This is a genomic window from uncultured Ruminobacter sp., assembly GCA_902764345.1.
Taxonomy (GTDB): domain Bacteria; phylum Pseudomonadota; class Gammaproteobacteria; order Enterobacterales; family Succinivibrionaceae; genus Ruminobacter.
On sequence record CACWVT010000002.1, the window covers coordinates 45,358 to 62,105 of the forward strand.

Consider the following 16,748-nt stretch of genomic DNA (forward strand, 5'->3'; position numbering starts at 1 on the left):
TTTCGGTACTACTCAATGTACTTGAAATCAATCTGCTTGATCTTTTCCTTCCATTCTGCAGGACCGGTCAGGTGAATATTGTTACCCTGAGAGTCAACCGCTACGGTTACAGGCATGTCCTTAACTTCGAATTCATGGATTGCTTCCATGCCGAGTTCAGGGAATGCCACAACTCTGGCCTTCTTGATAGCCTTAGATACGAGGTAAGCGGCACCGCCGACAGCCATCAGGTACACTGCACCGTGCTTCTTGATTGAATCGGTAGCCTGCTGACCACGTTCTGACTTACCGATCATACCGATAAGGCCGGTTTCAGCCAGCATGGTTTCAACGAACTTGTCCATACGGGTTGAAGTGGTTGGGCCTGCAGGTCCGATAACTTCGTCACGAACTGCAGGAACAGGTCCTACGTAGTAGATGAACTTACCCTTGAAATCAACGCCTTCTGGTAACGGCTTACCCTGAGCGATAAGATCGCAGATACGCTTGTGGGCAGCGTCACGGCCGGTAAGAATGGTACCGCTGATTAACAGGGTTTCACCGGTCTTCCAGGTGGCGATCTCTTCCTTGGTAATACCGTCCAGATTTACCCTTCTTGCACCGTCTGCGTTACCGAGTTCAATATCAGGCCATTCATCAAGTGAAGGAGGAACAAGATTTACAGGACCGGTACCGTCAAGTTCGAAATGAATGTGACGTGAAGCGGCACAGTTAGGGATAATGGCTACAGGCTTTGCAACCGCATGGGTTGGATAGGTCTTAACCTTAACGTCAAGAACGGTGGTCATGCCGCCGAGGCCCTGAGCACCGATACCGAGCTTGTTGATGCGGTCATAAAGCTCAAGACGGAGTTTTTCTTCAGAAGTTTCAGCGCCCTTGGCAATAAGTTCTTCAATGTCGATAGGATCCATTAATGATTCCTTGGCAAGAACGGCAGCCTTTTCCATGGTACCGCCGACACCGACACCGAGAATTCCTGGAGGACACCAGCCGGCACCCATGTGAGGAAGCTGTTCAAGAACCCAGTCTTCAATTGAGTCAGACGGATTAAGCATTACAAGCTTTGACTTGTTTTCAGATCCGCCGCCCTTGGAAGCGATGAGTATTTCAACCTTATCACCAGGAATGGTGGAAATATGGGTAATTGCAGGAGTGTTGTCCTTGGTGTTTACACGGGCTCCGATAGGGTCAACCAGCACGCTCTTACGTAATGGATTTTCGGCACAGCAGTATGCTCTGCGGGTACCTTCGTTTACCATTTCCTCGATGGTCATGTCACCGTCAAAGGTAACATTCATGCCGAGACGTACGAAACAGGTAACAATACCGGTATCCTGACACAGAGGACGGTGTCCGATGGCGCACATCTTCGAATTAACGAGAATCTGGGCAATGGCATTCTTTGCCGCAGGATTCTGCTCTCTCTCATAAGCCTTTCTGAGAGATCTTACAAAGTCGATAGGATGATAATAAGAAATATACTGCAGGGCATCATAGATGGAATCTATGAAATCCTGCTGCTTGATTACGGTCATGCATGACTCCTTATCGGTCTAATGACAAAAAATTCAAGATAAAGGTTAGAAACTGATAATATTTGCCACATTATAGCACCTAGACGACAGTCAACTCAATCCAAAACCCCCCTGCCTTACAGCCAAAACCCTTAAAATATGCGGTATGTAGATATTTTTAAAAGACGTAAATGAATATTCATGCCGGAGATGATGAATCCGGATGAAAAAATAATGCAGAAGCTCTGACTCCTGCAATAAAAGCATAATCAGAAAAACCTCCGTTTAATGGAGAGGAAGCATGCAGACCTAAATATTCCAATGGTAAAATATTGTCATCATCAGCTGAATCCGAACAGATATCCGACGTCAGGACTGTCCGTGACGGGTTTCACATCTTTTTTCATAATACAAATCAAATGTCCTTCCGAATGTTATGCAATAAGCATACATAACGCTAACAAATGTATATTACAAAATTCAGAATATATTCTTTTTTAATATTTATCTTGTTGATTTATAAAAGAATTGTTATATAATTGTTAACACAATGTTTTTACAAAAGAGATCCGTCTTCGCATGAACAGCACAAATCTGAACCGTAACAGTTCCTCCCTTCTGCCGGAAAAATGCGGCAGGATATTTTTCTTTTTCATGCTTACTTTTCTCTCAACCCTGATAATCATGATCATGACTCCGGGAAAAGCGGAAGCCAGACACTCAACCCACATACCGAAACACGCACTTGAAGGATACATCACCAGATGCTCGGAAAATTCAGCTATGATAGGCTGTTCCCCAATGGGAGAGATTTACGAGAATAACGGGAAGATATCCCAGGCTCTGCTGATCTACAGAAAACACTGTATAAAAAACAATGATGCACACTCATGCGTACTTGCCGCTGAAGTGCTCCAGGAGAAAAGGCGCCCGGACGAGGCCATGGAACTGTTTCATAAGGCCTGTCTTATGGACAAAGCCGTTGAATACTGCGACCGTGCTCTTGCGGAATATGCGGGCAGAAAGGATTTTAAAAATGAATTCAGACTGAACCGCATGCTCTGTGAAACCCATTCCGAAGGTTCAGATCTCAGCAGGTACTGCTATAACGCCGGAAAATTTCTTCTTGAAAACAACGATACGGCAAAAGCAGAACATTTCTATCTGAAGGGATGCAATTCCCAGAGCACCGCGGATGAACAGGATCACTGCATCGATCAGGCCGTGACTCTCGCACAGCAGGGCGAATACCGGCTGTCCGCCAAGCTTTTTGAGGTCAGCTGTCTTAAGAACAGTCTGTACAGCTGTCACCATGGAGCCATGATTTATATACAGGAGCTTCAGCAGCCGTCCAGAGCCGTAGTGCTTGCCAAGAAAGCCTGCGACCTGAACAATCCCGAGGGTTGCTACAGAGTGGCGGAAATATACTCCATGTCAGACAGTTCGCCTGAGGATGTATCCGCATACTACACAAAGGCCTGTGAAACAAATTTCAGGGATTCCTGTCAGAAACAGAAGCTGCATGCAAAATCTCAGAATTAATAAACCTTACCGGAGACTGATGAATCCAGTAAACGAAACCGGCAGCGGTAATAAAAGCTGACCGGTAAAAACAATAACCTAGAACTGATGAACGTAAAAATTTCCGGAGCACCGTACCATAACGGAGCTTCGGTTTCTTTTTTATACCGGATATTCGTGACGTCCACAGGTTTTTCCTGAAAGCATCCGGAACCTGCGGACACATTACGGAAACTACTTGGTAAGTATCAGCAGGGTATGCGCCAGCCCCACGTGTTCAACCATTCTGTGCACCTTAAAGCCGATTTTCTCAACAAGCCTGATAAAAACGTCAGAATGATAGAATCTGCTTACGCCGTTGGCCATTACGGTGAAATAGAGACTGTTGGCCTCTATTACAAGTCCCGCAATGTCATTTGACTGTCTGTCTCCGAACACCTCGTTTATGGCGACCATCGCGCTGTCGTCCATGGCATTGTAGACCATGGTCAGAATTTCCTCTATCTGCTCACTGCTGAAGCAGTCCAGGAACTGGCTCATCCACCATAAGTCACCGCCTGACGGAAGTCTTGCCGATTCTTCCAGAATATTTACGGGACAGGTGTCAATTCTGTCTTCAAGACCATGCTCACGGATATTGGCAGCGGCAAGTTCACACTGCTGCGGAAGATCGATTATGGTCACCCAGGTATCATCGGAAAATGCAGTGGCAGCCAGAGCAAACTTTCCGGTATTGCCTCCGATGTCGTTTATATGCCTAAAATGACGTTCCCTGAAAAGAATCGGCAGAACACTGCTGAACACGTTATCGGAATAATAATGATCAAAGCCGAACCATGCATTTCTGGCCTTCTCCGGAAGGGAACTGAGGAAAGGATAAATGGTGGCGCATGACGACGTAAATACCTTAAGTCCCTTAGGAGTCTCCGTTTCCAGAGACTCTGTCATGGATTTAAGCCCCTCATAGCATACCTCGGAGGAAAAATCCAAATTGACGTTGGTCATTCTGTCGTTTGCCAGATAATGAATAATCTTGGTCGGACTAAGGGTATCGTCATCATTCCTGATAAGGAGATCCGCAGCCACGGCAAGATCTGTAAGCATGGATACGGCGTAGTCACTGAGACCGGAGATTTTCACCAGTTCGGAACGGCTGACCGAATCATTCTTACTCATTTTTCCGAAGTGGGCCAGGATGCCTTTCTCTTCATGGCGACAACCGCCTGAAATATAAACGGGCTCACGGCCAGATACTGGGCTGCCTTTAAAGCCCCCACCGCACTCATGTCGTTATAATTTTTCTGTGTCATCAGTTCCTGACTTCCTTCTTTTTCTTAAGATTATTCTGATAATGTATTCAGCGGTGAACATCATTCCTATCAGCACGTAGGAGATGACACCGTTGTACAGTGTCCATGTCTCATCACTGCAGAACAGTGCCGTTGCCAGTGAAACAAGTCCGTTCATGACAAAAAACACGCACCAGGCAACGGTTACCTTCCGGCAGTAATTCCGAAAAAAATCATCCCTGTCTTCCGCCTTCACCGTATAGGAAGCAATTTTCTCGATAACCGGTGTTCGTCCGGGAAAGAGACTCATGGCAAAAAAGCTCAGAAAGCTCCCCGTCACTATCAGCGGATAAAGTTTTACGGCCAGAAAGCTTCCGCTTGCAAGAAATACGGCCGCAAGCGCAAAATCAAGTGCGCAGAGCACTGCTCCGGGCACACCGGAGTCCCTTCTGCCGGAAACGGCAAGAGCAGAAAGTCCCAGCGCGACAAGTACTCCCGCCATCATCAGCTCGGATTTACTGCTTATGGCAAAATACACGATAAACGGAAAAAGTACTCCCAGCAGAATTCCCGCCGTCCTGATGATTATGTAGGGAACCTTACGCAATGAGACCATCCTTATTCCATCAGTCTGAATATAAGAGACGTGTTTACGCCTCCGAATGCGAAGTTATTGCTCATCGCATATTCCGCAGACAGTACCCTGCCGTTTCCAGTTATGTAATCCAGGTCACCGCAGAGAGGATCCGGTTCCGTAAGATTCAGATTCGGAGCAAACCATCCCTGTCTCTGCATGAGAATAGTCATTTCGGCCTCGAGAGCCCCGGCTGCGCCGAGTGTATGTCCCATGTAGCTTTTAAGGGTTGAAACCGGAACGTTTTTCCCGAAGACCCTGAAGGTTGCCGTACTTTCGGCAATGTCACCCGATGAGGTTCCCGTACCGTGCGCATTCACGTATCCTATGTCCTCCGGCTTAAGCCCCGCATTTGAAAGAGCCATTCTCATGCATTTTTCCATATGCTCACTGGACGGATTGGTAATGTGTGAAGCATCGCAGTTGGTGGCAAACCCGACAATCTCGCCATAGATTTTGGCACCTCTTGCCACCGCATGATCATAATCCTCCAGAATCAGGGTTCCCGCACCTTCACCGACAACTATACCGTCACGCTTTCTGTCAAACGGCTTCGGCGTAAGTTCCGGGTTATCATTGCACTGACTTGCCACAAACATGGCATCAAAAACACCGACGGTAAACGGACTGAGTTCTTCAGCACCTCCTGCCACCATTATCCTGTGAGCACCGCTCCTGATGCATTCATAGGCATATCCGATTCCCTGGGAACCGCTGGTACAGGCTGTGCTTGTAGCGATTATTCTGCCGTGTATCCCGAAAAATATCGCCAGATTTACGGCAACGGTATGCGGCATCATGCTGACGTAGGTTGTGGCATTGAGAGAGGTGACATTCCTATCGGTCACAAATCCCGCACAGTCCGTCATGGCATTAAAACTTCCGCCTGAGCTGCCGTAGGCTATACCGGTGGAACCGTCGGAAAGAAGAGGAGAGTCCGTAAGCCCGGCATCGGCTATGGCTTTCTCCGTGGCCGCCGTCGCGAGTATGCCTACTCTTCCCATGGTTCTGGTCTTTTTTCTGGGATATGAGGGAAGCTCGGATTTTACCGGAGCCGCCACATGACAAAGCATGCCGGAGTATTCCCCGAGAAGCTCCATCACCTCAACCCTGTTCTTAAGGGTTTTCAGGTTATCCATGCATTCTCCCGCACTGCTTCCGAGAGGTGAATACATTCCCATTCCGGTAATCACTACGCGGGACATTAGCATAACCCTCCGTTGATACTGATGTTCTGACGTGTTATGTATGAAGCCTCATCGGAAAACAGAAAACCGATGAGGGCAGCCACCTCGGTGGTCTTTCCCATTCTGCGGAGAGGAACCAGAGGAAGCACGTGTTCCTTAATCTCATCGGTAATCATTCGTGTTTCAATGATTCCCGGAGACACGGTGTTGACGGTAATATCCCTCTTGGCAAGCTCAAGAGACAGAGACTTGCAGGCAGCGATGACTCCCGCCTTCGAAGCACTGTAATTGGTCTGTCCGCGGTTTCCGGTCATTCCGGATACGGAAGCAACGGCTACGATTCTGCCGCCGTTTCTGAGCTTTATCATCGGCATGAGAGTCGGCTGAACCACATTAAAGAATCCGTCAAGATTGGTGGAGAGAACCCTGTCCCAGCATTCTCCAGTCATTCCAGGCATCGGAGAGTCACCGGTAATTCCGGCATTGCTGACCACTCCCCAATAGGCACCGTTACGCTCGATGTCCGAGTTTATTGCATTCACGGTTTCAGTCCTGTCGGATACGTCGAATTTCAGAATCACGTTACCTGATTCACTGCCGTTGAGCCTTGCTATCTCAGGCAGAATTTTTTCCAGAACGGCGTAACCGTGATCGCTGTGACAGTGAAGAGCCAGAGGGAACCCCATCTCCGCAAGCTTAAGCGCTATTGCCTGTCCTATGTCGGAACTTGCTCCGGATATCAATACTCTCTTATTATTTCTGTTTAACATGGATAATCTATACGCTCCTTTACCGATTCTTCCGTCTGCAGCGTCTTTGGCATCTGCAACCGGCCATGCCGGAGGCTTCTTAAATGCTGTCCGGCACGAAGTGATTTTACAACAAAAAGCCGCAACAACGGCGTGCTCCGCCGTTTTATGTTAAAAAAACAAGATATGTCTTATATTTCAGTCACACTCTCCTGTCTCCGGTCAACAGCCTCCTCGTGAGGAATTCTCCGTAAGACGCCTATCCGCCCTGTCACATGTCAGTTGACCGTACCATGAATCCGTACAGCGGCATGAAGCACGGATGCAGGATGATTTCTTTTCTGATAAAAAAAGTGACGGCTCCGGAGAAAGTGTCATGACTTCGGGGCTGAAGGAAAAAACATATGTCCTTTTGCGGTATCAGACGCCTTTTCCATAAGTTCGTTTATACCTCATTCATCAATCTAAATAAACAAATTGGCGCTTACGTGATATACTTTGCGAAATATTTTTATTCACGTACCTGCGTGGACCGAAAAAGAAACACATGAAAAACAACGAAAATCAGGTTCATGCATGCCAGGACAAAATTAATAACAAAGGTGAAATATGATTTACTGCGTGGATCTTGACGGCACATTGATTCAGAATGACATGTCGGTTACGTCTTTTTTTGAAACCGTCATGAAAAAACCGTCACTTCTTCCTGAATGCTACAGATGGCATAAGGAAGGCGGAAGAGCAAAACTAAAATACAACATCGGCGAGATATACAGCTTTGACGTTGAAAAGCTGAAGTTCAATACTGAACTCATTGACTATCTGGAAAAACTTGCCGAAAATCCCGAAAACTCCATTTATCTGGTTTCAGGAAGCACTCAGAACATAGTAAACAGGATTGCCGCAAAATTCAGCTTCTTCAAGGAAGGCTTCGGTTCATCCATCAACGTGAACCTGACCGGAAAGAATAAGCTTGAACTCATAAAGAAATATTTCGGGGACAGTGACGTATGCTACGTGGGCAATGCCCGCGTGGATCTCAAAGTCTGGGAAGGAACCAGCAGCGGCATGGTGGTAAGCAACTGTGAAGCCTTCATAAACAGGGCCAGACAGGTTACGAAGATAGAAAAGGTTTTTAAGAAAAACTTTGCCCGTCTGGAACAGAGCAGAGTCTGAGAATCAGGCGATTATTAACTGAAGGGAGAGAGGCTGATACACAACACGCCTCTCTCCCTTTTTTAATCAGAACCGGAGGTTCTTATGAATTCTTTTTCCGGTATTCGGAAAAAGAATGTACATTACTGAACCGAAACCCGGGACATCCAGCCATGACGAAATCATCCGAACATTCTTGCGATATGCGCATCGTTCGGCTTCATGACCGTAATTCTTGCTTCGGCAAGCTTTTTCCCTGTATCGGCTTCAGTAACCTCCGTTTCCGCCATGCATACTCCGGCATCATCTTCAAAGGTAATTCTGGCAGTGGAAAGCACCTTTAATCCCGCAGGCAGAATACTTTCACCGTGAAACGTCATCTTTCTGACTGAAAGAATAAAACCGATTTTAAAGCCCTTACCGCTTCTCCCCTCCTCGGCGATCATGAGAGCGGCTATCGACTGGGCCATGGTCTCGGTAAGACATACGGCAGGCATTCCGCCTTTTTCCTCCGAAAATCCGGCACAGGGACGGGCTCCCGGTGTGAACGAACACGTAACCGTTCTGTTCTCAATGTCAACCTGCTCAACAGCGTCTATGAAACGCATGGGCTCCTTCTGCGGAACCATTTCCGTAATCCATCCGTTATCCGCAGCCGTGACTTCAGTCATTCCGTTATTCCTTTCAGAGTTCATGGTGCTGTTCCAGAGATTTTTCTGTTTGTGGCACCGGTGTCCATATACTAATCACTGCAGTCATTCCTGCCGAAGATGAGGGAAATATTGTTGCCGCCGAAGGCAAAATTATTTGACATGATTACCGGCCTGCGCAGCTCTTCAGGCTTCTTGACAAGATGAATGTCATCAAACTCATGACTGGGCATGTGCTCAAGGTAATTAAGGGCAGGAAGCTTCAGACCGTGTCTGAAGATCAGATAGGCAATATAAGCCTCAACCACACCTGCAGCTCCCAGAGTGTGTCCCGTAAGGTGCTTGGTTCCGGATACCGGAACCCTGTCACCGAACACGTCACGTATAACCTTATGCTCCATGGCATCATTAAGAACCGTACCCGTGGCATGAAGATTAACGTAACCTACGTCATCAGGATTAAGGCCCGCATCGTTAAGCGCCAGCCTTATTGCCGTCTTTGCACCTTTTCCTTCAGGTTCAGGTGCCGAAATGTGATATCCGTCGGTACTTGATCCCGCACCGAGAAGCTTCATTACATATCCGCGGGTAAGAGGTTCCCTTGTAAGGATTGTCACGCCGACCCCCTCACCTATATTAATTCCGGCCCTGTCATCCGACAAGGGATGACATCTGCCGGTATCCAGTGCGCCCAGGGCAAAAAAACCGCTGACGGTTATTCTGCTTAATGTATCGCAGGCTCCTACAATAACGGCATCACACGCACCTGATTCCAGAAGAGCCCGGGCGCTGACGAACGCCCTGCCGCCTGAAGAGCAGGCTGTGGCAATGGAGTAGCTCGGACCGGTTATTGCCAGTCTGTCGCTTATGAATGCCGAGATGTTGCCGATTTCGGAAACGCGCGGATCATACTTAAGTTCGCCGTCATGTTCACCGCCGGCGGAAAGAACCTCGTTTTCCACGTCTGTTATGGCTGACGTGCTGGTGCCGATAACGGCTCCTATGCGATCCGGACTGAACCTGCCCTGTATTTCCTCAAGAAGCGGCTGAAGCTCGTTAAGACATTCATTAAGGAGTCGGTTGGCCCTGCAGTCATGTCTGTTCAGCGGGGCAGGATAAAGAGGAATCTCGGCAAGAAATGCCGTCTTTCCTCCCGGGAGAAAACCGGACATTTCCTTCAGGCAGATATCCTTTCCTTCTGAAAGGTTTTTAACCGCCTCATCCTCGTTAAGACCGAGAGCACTCTTACATGCAAAGCCGTTTACGTATATCATAATTTTTTCTTTTAAGTTCCGGCCTGCCGTGGACAAGCATCGTAAGACCACGGCGGCTTCAAATTATTATCAGTGGCATGTCCGGCAAATACCGCCGTGATGCGGATATCTCCGTAAGCGGTATTATTTCAGACATGTTTTATCCTGATTCCTCACATAATTATACACGAAATAAGGAGCGTGTTTCCTTAACATCAGTGCGGTAACTGGAATGAAAAGCAGTCCCCAGAAAATAACCGCACCCATGGTGACAATGGCAGGCATTCCGGAAAACATCAGAAGTCCGCAGGAAACCTCAGTGGATATCCAGGACAGGAAGAGAGTTACCGGAGTACTGTCAGAATTCGCTTCCGTATCTGTAATCTCTCCCGCTTTCCCTGAGGATGCACCTGCCTCAGCTCCTGCTCCACTCCGTGAATGTCTGCCCATGCCGTAAATAAACACGCAGTAATCGGCTCCGAGACCGGTGACGACAAAAAGTGCCACAGCCGTAAAAAGATTCATGCTTTCGGTCATGAGAATGTCCGCCGTGATGCCGGCACAGATTCCGGTTACCAGAGGAACTGCGGCCGCTCTTATGATATCCGGACCGATAATAAACATGCCTCCTGCCGTAATGAGAATGAGGGCTATTACCAGCATGCGGCTAAGTTCCTGACGGTAAAGACCGAAGGCACGGGACCATTCTCCCCTTCTATCCAGCGGATATACTCCCTTAAAGCTTCTTATTTTTTCTAGAAGGATGGTATTCTCCGAATTAATACGGATAAGAACCGCATTATTTCCCATCATGAAATCAAACATTCCGGGCATGTCGGCGGCACTGAAGCTTTCTGCAGCACCGATCCCGGTCTCATCATCGTTTAGCTCAATCCCCTGCTCCGCATATATGTTCTTCAGTTCAGGATACAGACTTACGTATGTTTCAATGCTTTTCTTCTGACTGCCGGCTGAAGGCACATGCAGACACGGTGCTTCGACATCCGTGATTTCACGGGAAGACAGTGTTCCTATAAAATGCTCGCAGGACTCAAGAGCGTCATATTCTCCCGCTTCAGTGTTTTCCATAATAAACCAGACACCTGAGGAGTTACCGTTTACGATGCGGTTCACCTCCCTGTCCATGACGGCAAGCTCCGTATCATTCCGGCGCAGCGAGGCCACGTCGTCATCCGCCCCTTTCTGAAGTATCAGAAGCAGGGATGATAAGAACACGGCAGCAACGACCGCAAGGGAAACGGGAGAAGAAACTGCCGAAAGTCTTCTGAAGATCGCCGCGGGAAGGAATACGGACAGTCTCCCGCCGGCGCATCTGCAGAGACGTGTCAGACTCAGGACATAATAAGACAGCAGAAATGTTCCCACGAGAACCACAGAGGCAAAAAGACTCAGTTCCTTCAGAATGTTCAGTCCGGTAAAGGAGGTTACCCCGTAAGCCGTAACACTTGTAACCAGACTGAGACCGAGCGGCTTCAGAAGTGCTTTTCTCAGAATTTCAGGAGACTCGTAACCGCTTCGCGCTCTTCTTACAAGCACGTGAAGCACGTAGTCAAAGGAAATCCCCGCAAGGGTTGCCCCCATGGCAAGGGATATGACATGCATTCCGCCGAATATGGTAATTACCGCACCGAAAGCGCTCAGCATGGACACGGAAATAACGGCAAGTCCGTAAAGAAGAGGCTTAACGGATCTGAAAAATCCCAGCATAATGACAATAAGCATCAGGGAAGAACCGACGCTTATCTTGGTTATGTCACTTTTTGAAGATCCTGATGCCTCCTCGGTGAAGAAAAAGGCCCCCGTATACATCATCTCAATGTTTCTGTGTTTGAGTTGATTCCTGAGATTGCGGCAGTATTCATAAAACTCGGTGCCCGCATCTGACGAAAGCCCGACAGTGGCCATGGAGGCGCTTATAACATATACCTTTTTTCCGTCACCGTTCTTTACGAAGGTGAATCCGGAAGCATCCATGCCGAAGCCCGATGACGACTGTTTCATGAGATAGTGTCTCATGGTAAAAAACGGATCCCTGCCGAGTTCAGCTGCCGTAGCACCTCCGAACGGACTGTAGAGGATGCCGAGAACCTCATCCCTGAGCTTTTCCGGATCAGGCTTACCCGAAGTAAGATAAACGTCTGCCCCGAGTGCGTATCTGTGGGCAAAAAGAAAACTGCCGGTCTTTTCCATATTGGAAAAATCCCGGACCTTTATGAATTTAAAGGTCTTTAACTTATCGGCAAAGGAACGGACCGCATCCTCCAGTTCTCCGGTTTTTCCGGCAGATGCCCCGTCAGAACCTTCTGCAGACTGCCCGGAAACTGATTCCGCTGCGGAAGATCTGTCGTTTTCAGGTTCCGTTCTTTCATCCGCACTGAATGTAAAAAGCATCTCCCCTGAAAGCCTGTCCGTAAAGTATCCTGCTGAACCGGCATCACTTCCGGCATCAGGCAGAAGATACTTAAGATCCGTTCTTACAATCTCTCCTCCCTTTTTCGCAAAAACCGAAATCCCGGTGATTACGGGCAGCATCAGCAGCAGAAATACCAGAACGGCCTTAACTTTATTCATAGTCTTAAGAATCAGCAATCATAAAAAGGTTCACGACTGTCACAGCCGTGGGTTTAAAAATCCGAAATGTTCCTGCAGGAACAACAGTTTATCCTAAAAACGCACGCTCCGCCTTCCGTGAAACCACCGTGACGAGACCTGCCGTCTGCTCTCAAGTTTACTCCAATGGAAAAAGAATGTACTCTGCGGACATAATGAATTGCGACGGAGATTTATCGGAAACGGCAGAATTCCTGTGGCATTCCGGCATCAGCAGCATCGGTCACCGGACTTACAAACACCATTCTTGTGTAGCTGTTACCGTGTTCCATAATTGTTATTGAGTGCAGAACATCCTCTTTTCTTTCAAGCTTTATGCGGTAAATCACACTGCCTATCTGCTTATCAAGAGGCTTAAGATAAATCGCATGCACATGACTTTCGGAATCGTAACCGCCATCGGCAACATCAAAGTTTGCGGTAAGATCCGCGGTATTTCCTTCAATGCCGCCGTTCAGCACCGAAAGAAGAATTCCGTTGAACATGCCGTTTCCGTCACCGGAAACCGACCTTGAGGATCCGTCAGGCTGGTATTCCGTCACTCCGTCCCCCAAAAACAGCCAGGATCTTTTAAATGGCTTTTCCATTTTCCAGCAGAGTCCGTCAGACACCGTAAACAGCATGCGCCCGGATGATTTAAGGCTTCGCCCGGCCTCAGCCACGTATCTTGTCTGTTCAAAATCACTCAGAACCGACTCATGTCTGACGTTTCTGAAAAAATCAGCCGCCGCGGCATCAGCTCCCGGTACCGCCGTTACTGAAACGGCCGAGCCATTCCCTTCGGATTTACCTGTCTGAACGTCTGATGAGGCAAGGCATGTACCGGCGAAATTAAAGACGCCGAAAAGAAATGCGACAGTCAGAATTTTAAAAAACGGTAATGAATTTCTCATGTTCATGTTTGAGGCTCCGTTGTTTCTGTTTCCGCCGGACGGTCAGCAGGATGCGGTGTAAAAACCGGAGCCGATGACGTCTGCGTAAGTCTGATGATCAATAAGGAACATACAGGTTCGGACCTTACTGTCTCACAAATCCCGGGATGCCCTCCACTGCGTCAACAAATCCCTGTGGCATGAAAAAGCTCAGTTCAGAACCGTTTTTTGGAAGGCAGACCTGAACGGTTTTGGCCTTGACGCAGATTTCTCCGCGACACACTATCTCAAAACTGTGCACCAGGCGGTTCACGTATTCATCAAGATGAACCCTGACGGTAAAATCATCTCCCAGTCTGAGTGAACGCAGATACTTCATGCGCTCCTCGACTATCGGAAAGAAATTGCCGTCATCACTGATTCTCTGATAACCGTAGTTTATAAAATCCAGAAACTCCCCGCGGGCAACCTCCAGATAACGTAAATAATTACCGTGCCATACGACTCCCATTGGATCGCAGTCGTAAAACTGAACCTTCTGACGGGACTCAAACGTATAAAGAGAACTCACCTGTCATGACTCCAAAAATCGTAAAAATTGAACCATTCATAAGGATATGCGTAAAGAATGTTTTCCAGCTCCGCCGCATACTCCCGGACATAGCCGCGAATGGATTCCTCCCTGTTTTTTCTGTCGAGCCTTACAGCCCCCAATTCCCGATAGTATACCTTAACACCGTCATCATCGGTAAGTCCCAGCATGACGCTTACCGGAATCTTCAGAATTGAAGCCATAATCCATGGGCCCTGAGGAAACCTTGCCTTTTTTCCCAGAAAATCGACTTCCACATAACGGGTGGAATCATCAAGAAGTCTGTCCCCCATCATTGAGACCCATTCACCCCGGGAAGTGCGCTCCGCAAGCTCCATTGAGATATCAGGAGAAATATCTGCGGTGCTTATGATGTTAAGGGAACTGTCACGGTTAAGCTTATTCAGATACTCCATAAAAACAGTACTGTTCTGCATATGCATGAGAACATTCACCGTCTTATGGATTCTGGAGGTATTGAAGGCTCTCAGAACCTCCATATTGCCGATGTGAGCCCCTATAATCATTAGCGGCTCGGGGCTTTCGGTTCTTTTTAGGGATCTGGTAAGTCCGCCGTCTATCTCTCCGACATCTCCGAAATCTGTCTGTCCGGACCAGGATACTATCTTACCCGCAACGGATCTGCAGAAGGCATATATGTGTCTGCGGGAGCTGAGTCTGCCGAGTTTAATTCCCTTTTCGGATGCGGATGCTTTAAGATTTTTGAGATAATCATCGGAAATACGTCTGACGTTCTTATTGAAGATCCAGACAAACCAGGAGGCGAACCAGGCTATGATACGGACAGCCCCGTTACCGAATAAACGATGAAAAAACAGCAGTACGTTCATTCCGAAAGCGGACGTACTTTCATTTTTCCTTCGCCAGGAAGCAGGACTGACCATTGCTACAGATACTCTCTCTTTCTGATTGTCCGGTAATGAAACACCTTTTCAGTGCAGAGTCTGGTATGCATCAGGGATATTCTTACATTGTCGGAAAAACCCTTGAAATTGCTGTAGTTTCCGGGAAGATATTTCACGTTCACCGGTACTTCCAGAAAATCCACGCCGGACCAGTACATTCTTACAAAAATTCCGGTATCGAAATCCATACGTCTGCCTACCTTACCGGAATTCATGACCTTAAGAGCCTGTTCAAGAGGATAAAGACGCATGCCGCACATGGTATCGACCACCCGCCCAGTGCCAAGCTCCACGCCGACCCAGAAATGAGTCATGTACCGGCCGAGTTTTCTGCAGAGCGGAACAGACGAGTCATAAACAGGCGTTCCGTTGATTATTTTATCAGTATTCTGTCTGCCGAGATTTATGAATGCCGTTATGTCACGCAGGTCATGCTGGCCGTCAGCGTCAATCTGCAGGGCATGGGTAAAACCGAGCTCGGCAGCCTTTTTAAAGCCGGAATGCACGGCAGCCCCCTTGCCCATGTTAAGCTCATGTCTGACAATGACCTGATTCATCAGGTTAACCTGTTCCCTGAGCTTTGAAGCTTTTGGTTCCCGGTTTCCGTCATCAACCACGATAATTTTCAGCCCGAAACGAAGAAGTTCGGGAAGAAGCCTCATCAGAGGCTCCACATGCCTGTAGCAGGGAACGACAATGCACGGTCTGAACTCTCCTGCCTCTTCACCGTCACCGCGAATCGGGGCCTGTTCAGGAGGTCGACGATAGTTATACATCATAATCTATTAAACTCTACTGCGTTTTCGTCAGATAATTATTGTTTTACGTAAAAGAAGGTTAAATCTCGGGGTCAGTAGTATACCAAAGAAACCGTACGTGCCCGTATTCATCATCTAAACTGCCGTTATAAAATCCCGTTCCTGCTCACATCTTAAGTTTGTCTCAGACCTCCGGACGTATGAAAGGAGCAGACATCACGATCCTTTATATGATCTTCATGGTCTAACTTTCAAATTCCGGAAAACCGCTTTCTGCCATGAGACCTCAGTACACGGAACGTAACTATCCAGACATAAAGCATGTACAGGTATGAAAGTACATTCAAAAGCATCATCAGCAGCACCATTACTAATTTGGATGTAGTCATGTATCTGAATGCCTCTTCCGAAAGATTCTCGGACGATACCCCCGCATGACTCGGAACAGCCGCGATGAGCATGATTAGGATAACAAATGAAATAAAGATATTAAGCCCCAGTGCTATCTCAGCCGTAAGAACAAGGCGTCTGTTTACGTTATCTCCGAGATCACTGAAAAATTTCTTAACCCTGCTCATTGAAATTATAATTAAACAGAGTACCGCTATATCTATGGATGCTATGGATGAAGGCAAAGACCAGAAAATTTTTACTGATATGTACACCAGAAAAACGAACAGGGCAACTACCATGAATCCGCTGCATTCACTGCTTCTGTATGCCATTTCGGAAGGACCGATAACGTTGAAGTCACCGCTGTTCCCTTCAAAACCGTATCCTTTTTTAAGGACAGCCTTCTGATCTCCGGTGCTGTGATTTCCACTGTCGCCGTTAGTGTTATACATAGTTCCCAACTCCTTTTAAAACTATCGCTAAAGGCTTATTACAGCCTTCGGGTCAGATATCTCCGGATTACGAAAAACTCCAGCAAACAAAAATTCAGGAATTACCGACACCGGCCGATGTTGTGCTGAATTCAGCACACTTCACAAAAAAATAACGCATCCTAACATGATG

General features: G+C 47.6%; 16 protein-coding genes. 2 read left to right on the forward strand and 14 right to left on the reverse strand.

All coding sequences use genetic code 11. The features are described from left to right. Nucleotides 1–8 precede the first annotated feature (8 nt). Nucleotides 9–1,535 (reverse strand): fumarate hydratase, encoded by a 1,527-nt coding sequence (locus tag QZU58_RS00555; RefSeq protein WP_294493773.1) that lies wholly within the window; start codon nucleotides 1,533–1,535, stop codon nucleotides 9–11. 558 nt (nucleotides 1,536–2,093) lie between these two features. On the opposite strand from QZU58_RS00555, the gene QZU58_RS00560 reads away from it, so the two are divergent. Continuing rightward, nucleotides 2,094–3,056, forward strand: a complete 963-nt coding sequence (locus QZU58_RS00560; RefSeq protein ID WP_294493776.1) for a hypothetical protein — start codon at nucleotides 2,094–2,096, stop codon at nucleotides 3,054–3,056. 213 nt (nucleotides 3,057–3,269) lie between these two features. Here the strand turns inward: QZU58_RS00560 and QZU58_RS00565 are convergent, their stop codons facing one another. Genes QZU58_RS00565 through fabG form a run of 5 tightly spaced genes read right to left on the reverse strand, consistent with a single transcriptional unit; the run spans nucleotide 3,270 to nucleotide 6,915 of the window. Next, a complete protein-coding gene (locus tag QZU58_RS00565; protein WP_294493779.1) occupies nucleotides 3,270–4,211 on the reverse strand; it encodes a methyltransferase in 942 nt (313 codons plus the stop codon). Next, nucleotides 4,208–4,345 carry a hypothetical protein gene (locus tag QZU58_RS00570; RefSeq protein ID WP_294493781.1) on the reverse strand — a complete coding sequence of 46 codons (138 nt, stop codon included), beginning with the start codon at nucleotides 4,343–4,345 and terminating at the stop codon, nucleotides 4,208–4,210. Before QZU58_RS00570 ends, QZU58_RS00565 begins: the two co-directional genes overlap by 4 nt. After that, nucleotides 4,326–4,940, reverse strand: a complete 615-nt coding sequence (locus QZU58_RS00575) for a hypothetical protein (RefSeq protein WP_294461285.1) — start codon at nucleotides 4,938–4,940, stop codon at nucleotides 4,326–4,328. Before QZU58_RS00575 ends, QZU58_RS00570 begins: the two co-directional genes overlap by 20 nt. A 2-nt stretch (nucleotides 4,941–4,942) precedes the next feature. Continuing rightward, nucleotides 4,943–6,163, reverse strand: coding sequence for a beta-ketoacyl-ACP synthase (locus QZU58_RS00580; RefSeq protein WP_294493784.1), 1,221 nt, complete (start codon nucleotides 6,161–6,163; stop codon nucleotides 4,943–4,945). Continuing rightward, nucleotides 6,163–6,915, reverse strand: coding sequence for a 3-oxoacyl-ACP reductase FabG (gene fabG, locus QZU58_RS00585; RefSeq protein ID WP_294461281.1), 753 nt, complete (start codon nucleotides 6,913–6,915; stop codon nucleotides 6,163–6,165). Before fabG ends, QZU58_RS00580 begins: the two co-directional genes overlap by 1 nt. A 588-nt stretch (nucleotides 6,916–7,503) precedes the next feature. On the opposite strand from fabG, the gene QZU58_RS00590 reads away from it, so the two are divergent. Continuing rightward, complete coding sequence (locus tag QZU58_RS00590) at nucleotides 7,504–8,070, forward strand: hypothetical protein (protein ID WP_294461279.1); 567 nt, start codon at nucleotides 7,504–7,506, stop codon at nucleotides 8,068–8,070. A 161-nt stretch (nucleotides 8,071–8,231) separates the two neighbouring features. On the opposite strand, the gene QZU58_RS00595 is transcribed toward QZU58_RS00590, so the two are convergent. From QZU58_RS00595 to QZU58_RS00630, 8 genes are all read right to left on the reverse strand, one after another. After that, a complete protein-coding gene (locus QZU58_RS00595) occupies nucleotides 8,232–8,720 on the reverse strand; it encodes a hypothetical protein (protein WP_294493787.1) in 489 nt (162 codons plus the stop codon). Between the two features lie 71 nt (nucleotides 8,721–8,791). Beyond that, a complete protein-coding gene (locus QZU58_RS00600) occupies nucleotides 8,792–9,973 on the reverse strand; it encodes a beta-ketoacyl synthase N-terminal-like domain-containing protein (protein ID WP_294493790.1) in 1,182 nt (393 codons plus the stop codon). 123 nt (nucleotides 9,974–10,096) lie between these two features. Next, complete coding sequence (locus QZU58_RS00605; RefSeq protein ID WP_294493793.1) at nucleotides 10,097–12,544, reverse strand: MMPL family transporter; 2,448 nt, start codon at nucleotides 12,542–12,544, stop codon at nucleotides 10,097–10,099. Between the two features lie 212 nt (nucleotides 12,545–12,756). Further along, nucleotides 12,757–13,476, reverse strand: coding sequence for an outer membrane lipoprotein carrier protein LolA (locus tag QZU58_RS00610; protein WP_294493796.1), 720 nt, complete (start codon nucleotides 13,474–13,476; stop codon nucleotides 12,757–12,759). Between the two features lie 124 nt (nucleotides 13,477–13,600). Beyond that, nucleotides 13,601–14,026, reverse strand: a complete 426-nt coding sequence (locus QZU58_RS00615) for a thioesterase family protein (protein ID WP_294463232.1) — start codon at nucleotides 14,024–14,026, stop codon at nucleotides 13,601–13,603. Further along, nucleotides 14,023–14,952 (reverse strand): hypothetical protein, encoded by a 930-nt coding sequence (locus QZU58_RS00620; RefSeq protein ID WP_294493799.1) that lies wholly within the window; start codon nucleotides 14,950–14,952, stop codon nucleotides 14,023–14,025. Before QZU58_RS00620 ends, QZU58_RS00615 begins: the two co-directional genes overlap by 4 nt. Nucleotides 14,953–14,954: 2 nt before the next feature. Further along, nucleotides 14,955–15,752 carry a glycosyltransferase family 2 protein gene (locus tag QZU58_RS00625; protein WP_294463235.1) on the reverse strand — a complete coding sequence of 266 codons (798 nt, stop codon included), beginning with the start codon at nucleotides 15,750–15,752 and terminating at the stop codon, nucleotides 14,955–14,957. Nucleotides 15,753–15,982: 230 nt separating this feature from the next. Further along, nucleotides 15,983–16,576, reverse strand: a complete 594-nt coding sequence (locus QZU58_RS00630) for a hypothetical protein (RefSeq protein ID WP_294493802.1) — start codon at nucleotides 16,574–16,576, stop codon at nucleotides 15,983–15,985. Nucleotides 16,577–16,748: the final 172 nt, after the last annotated feature.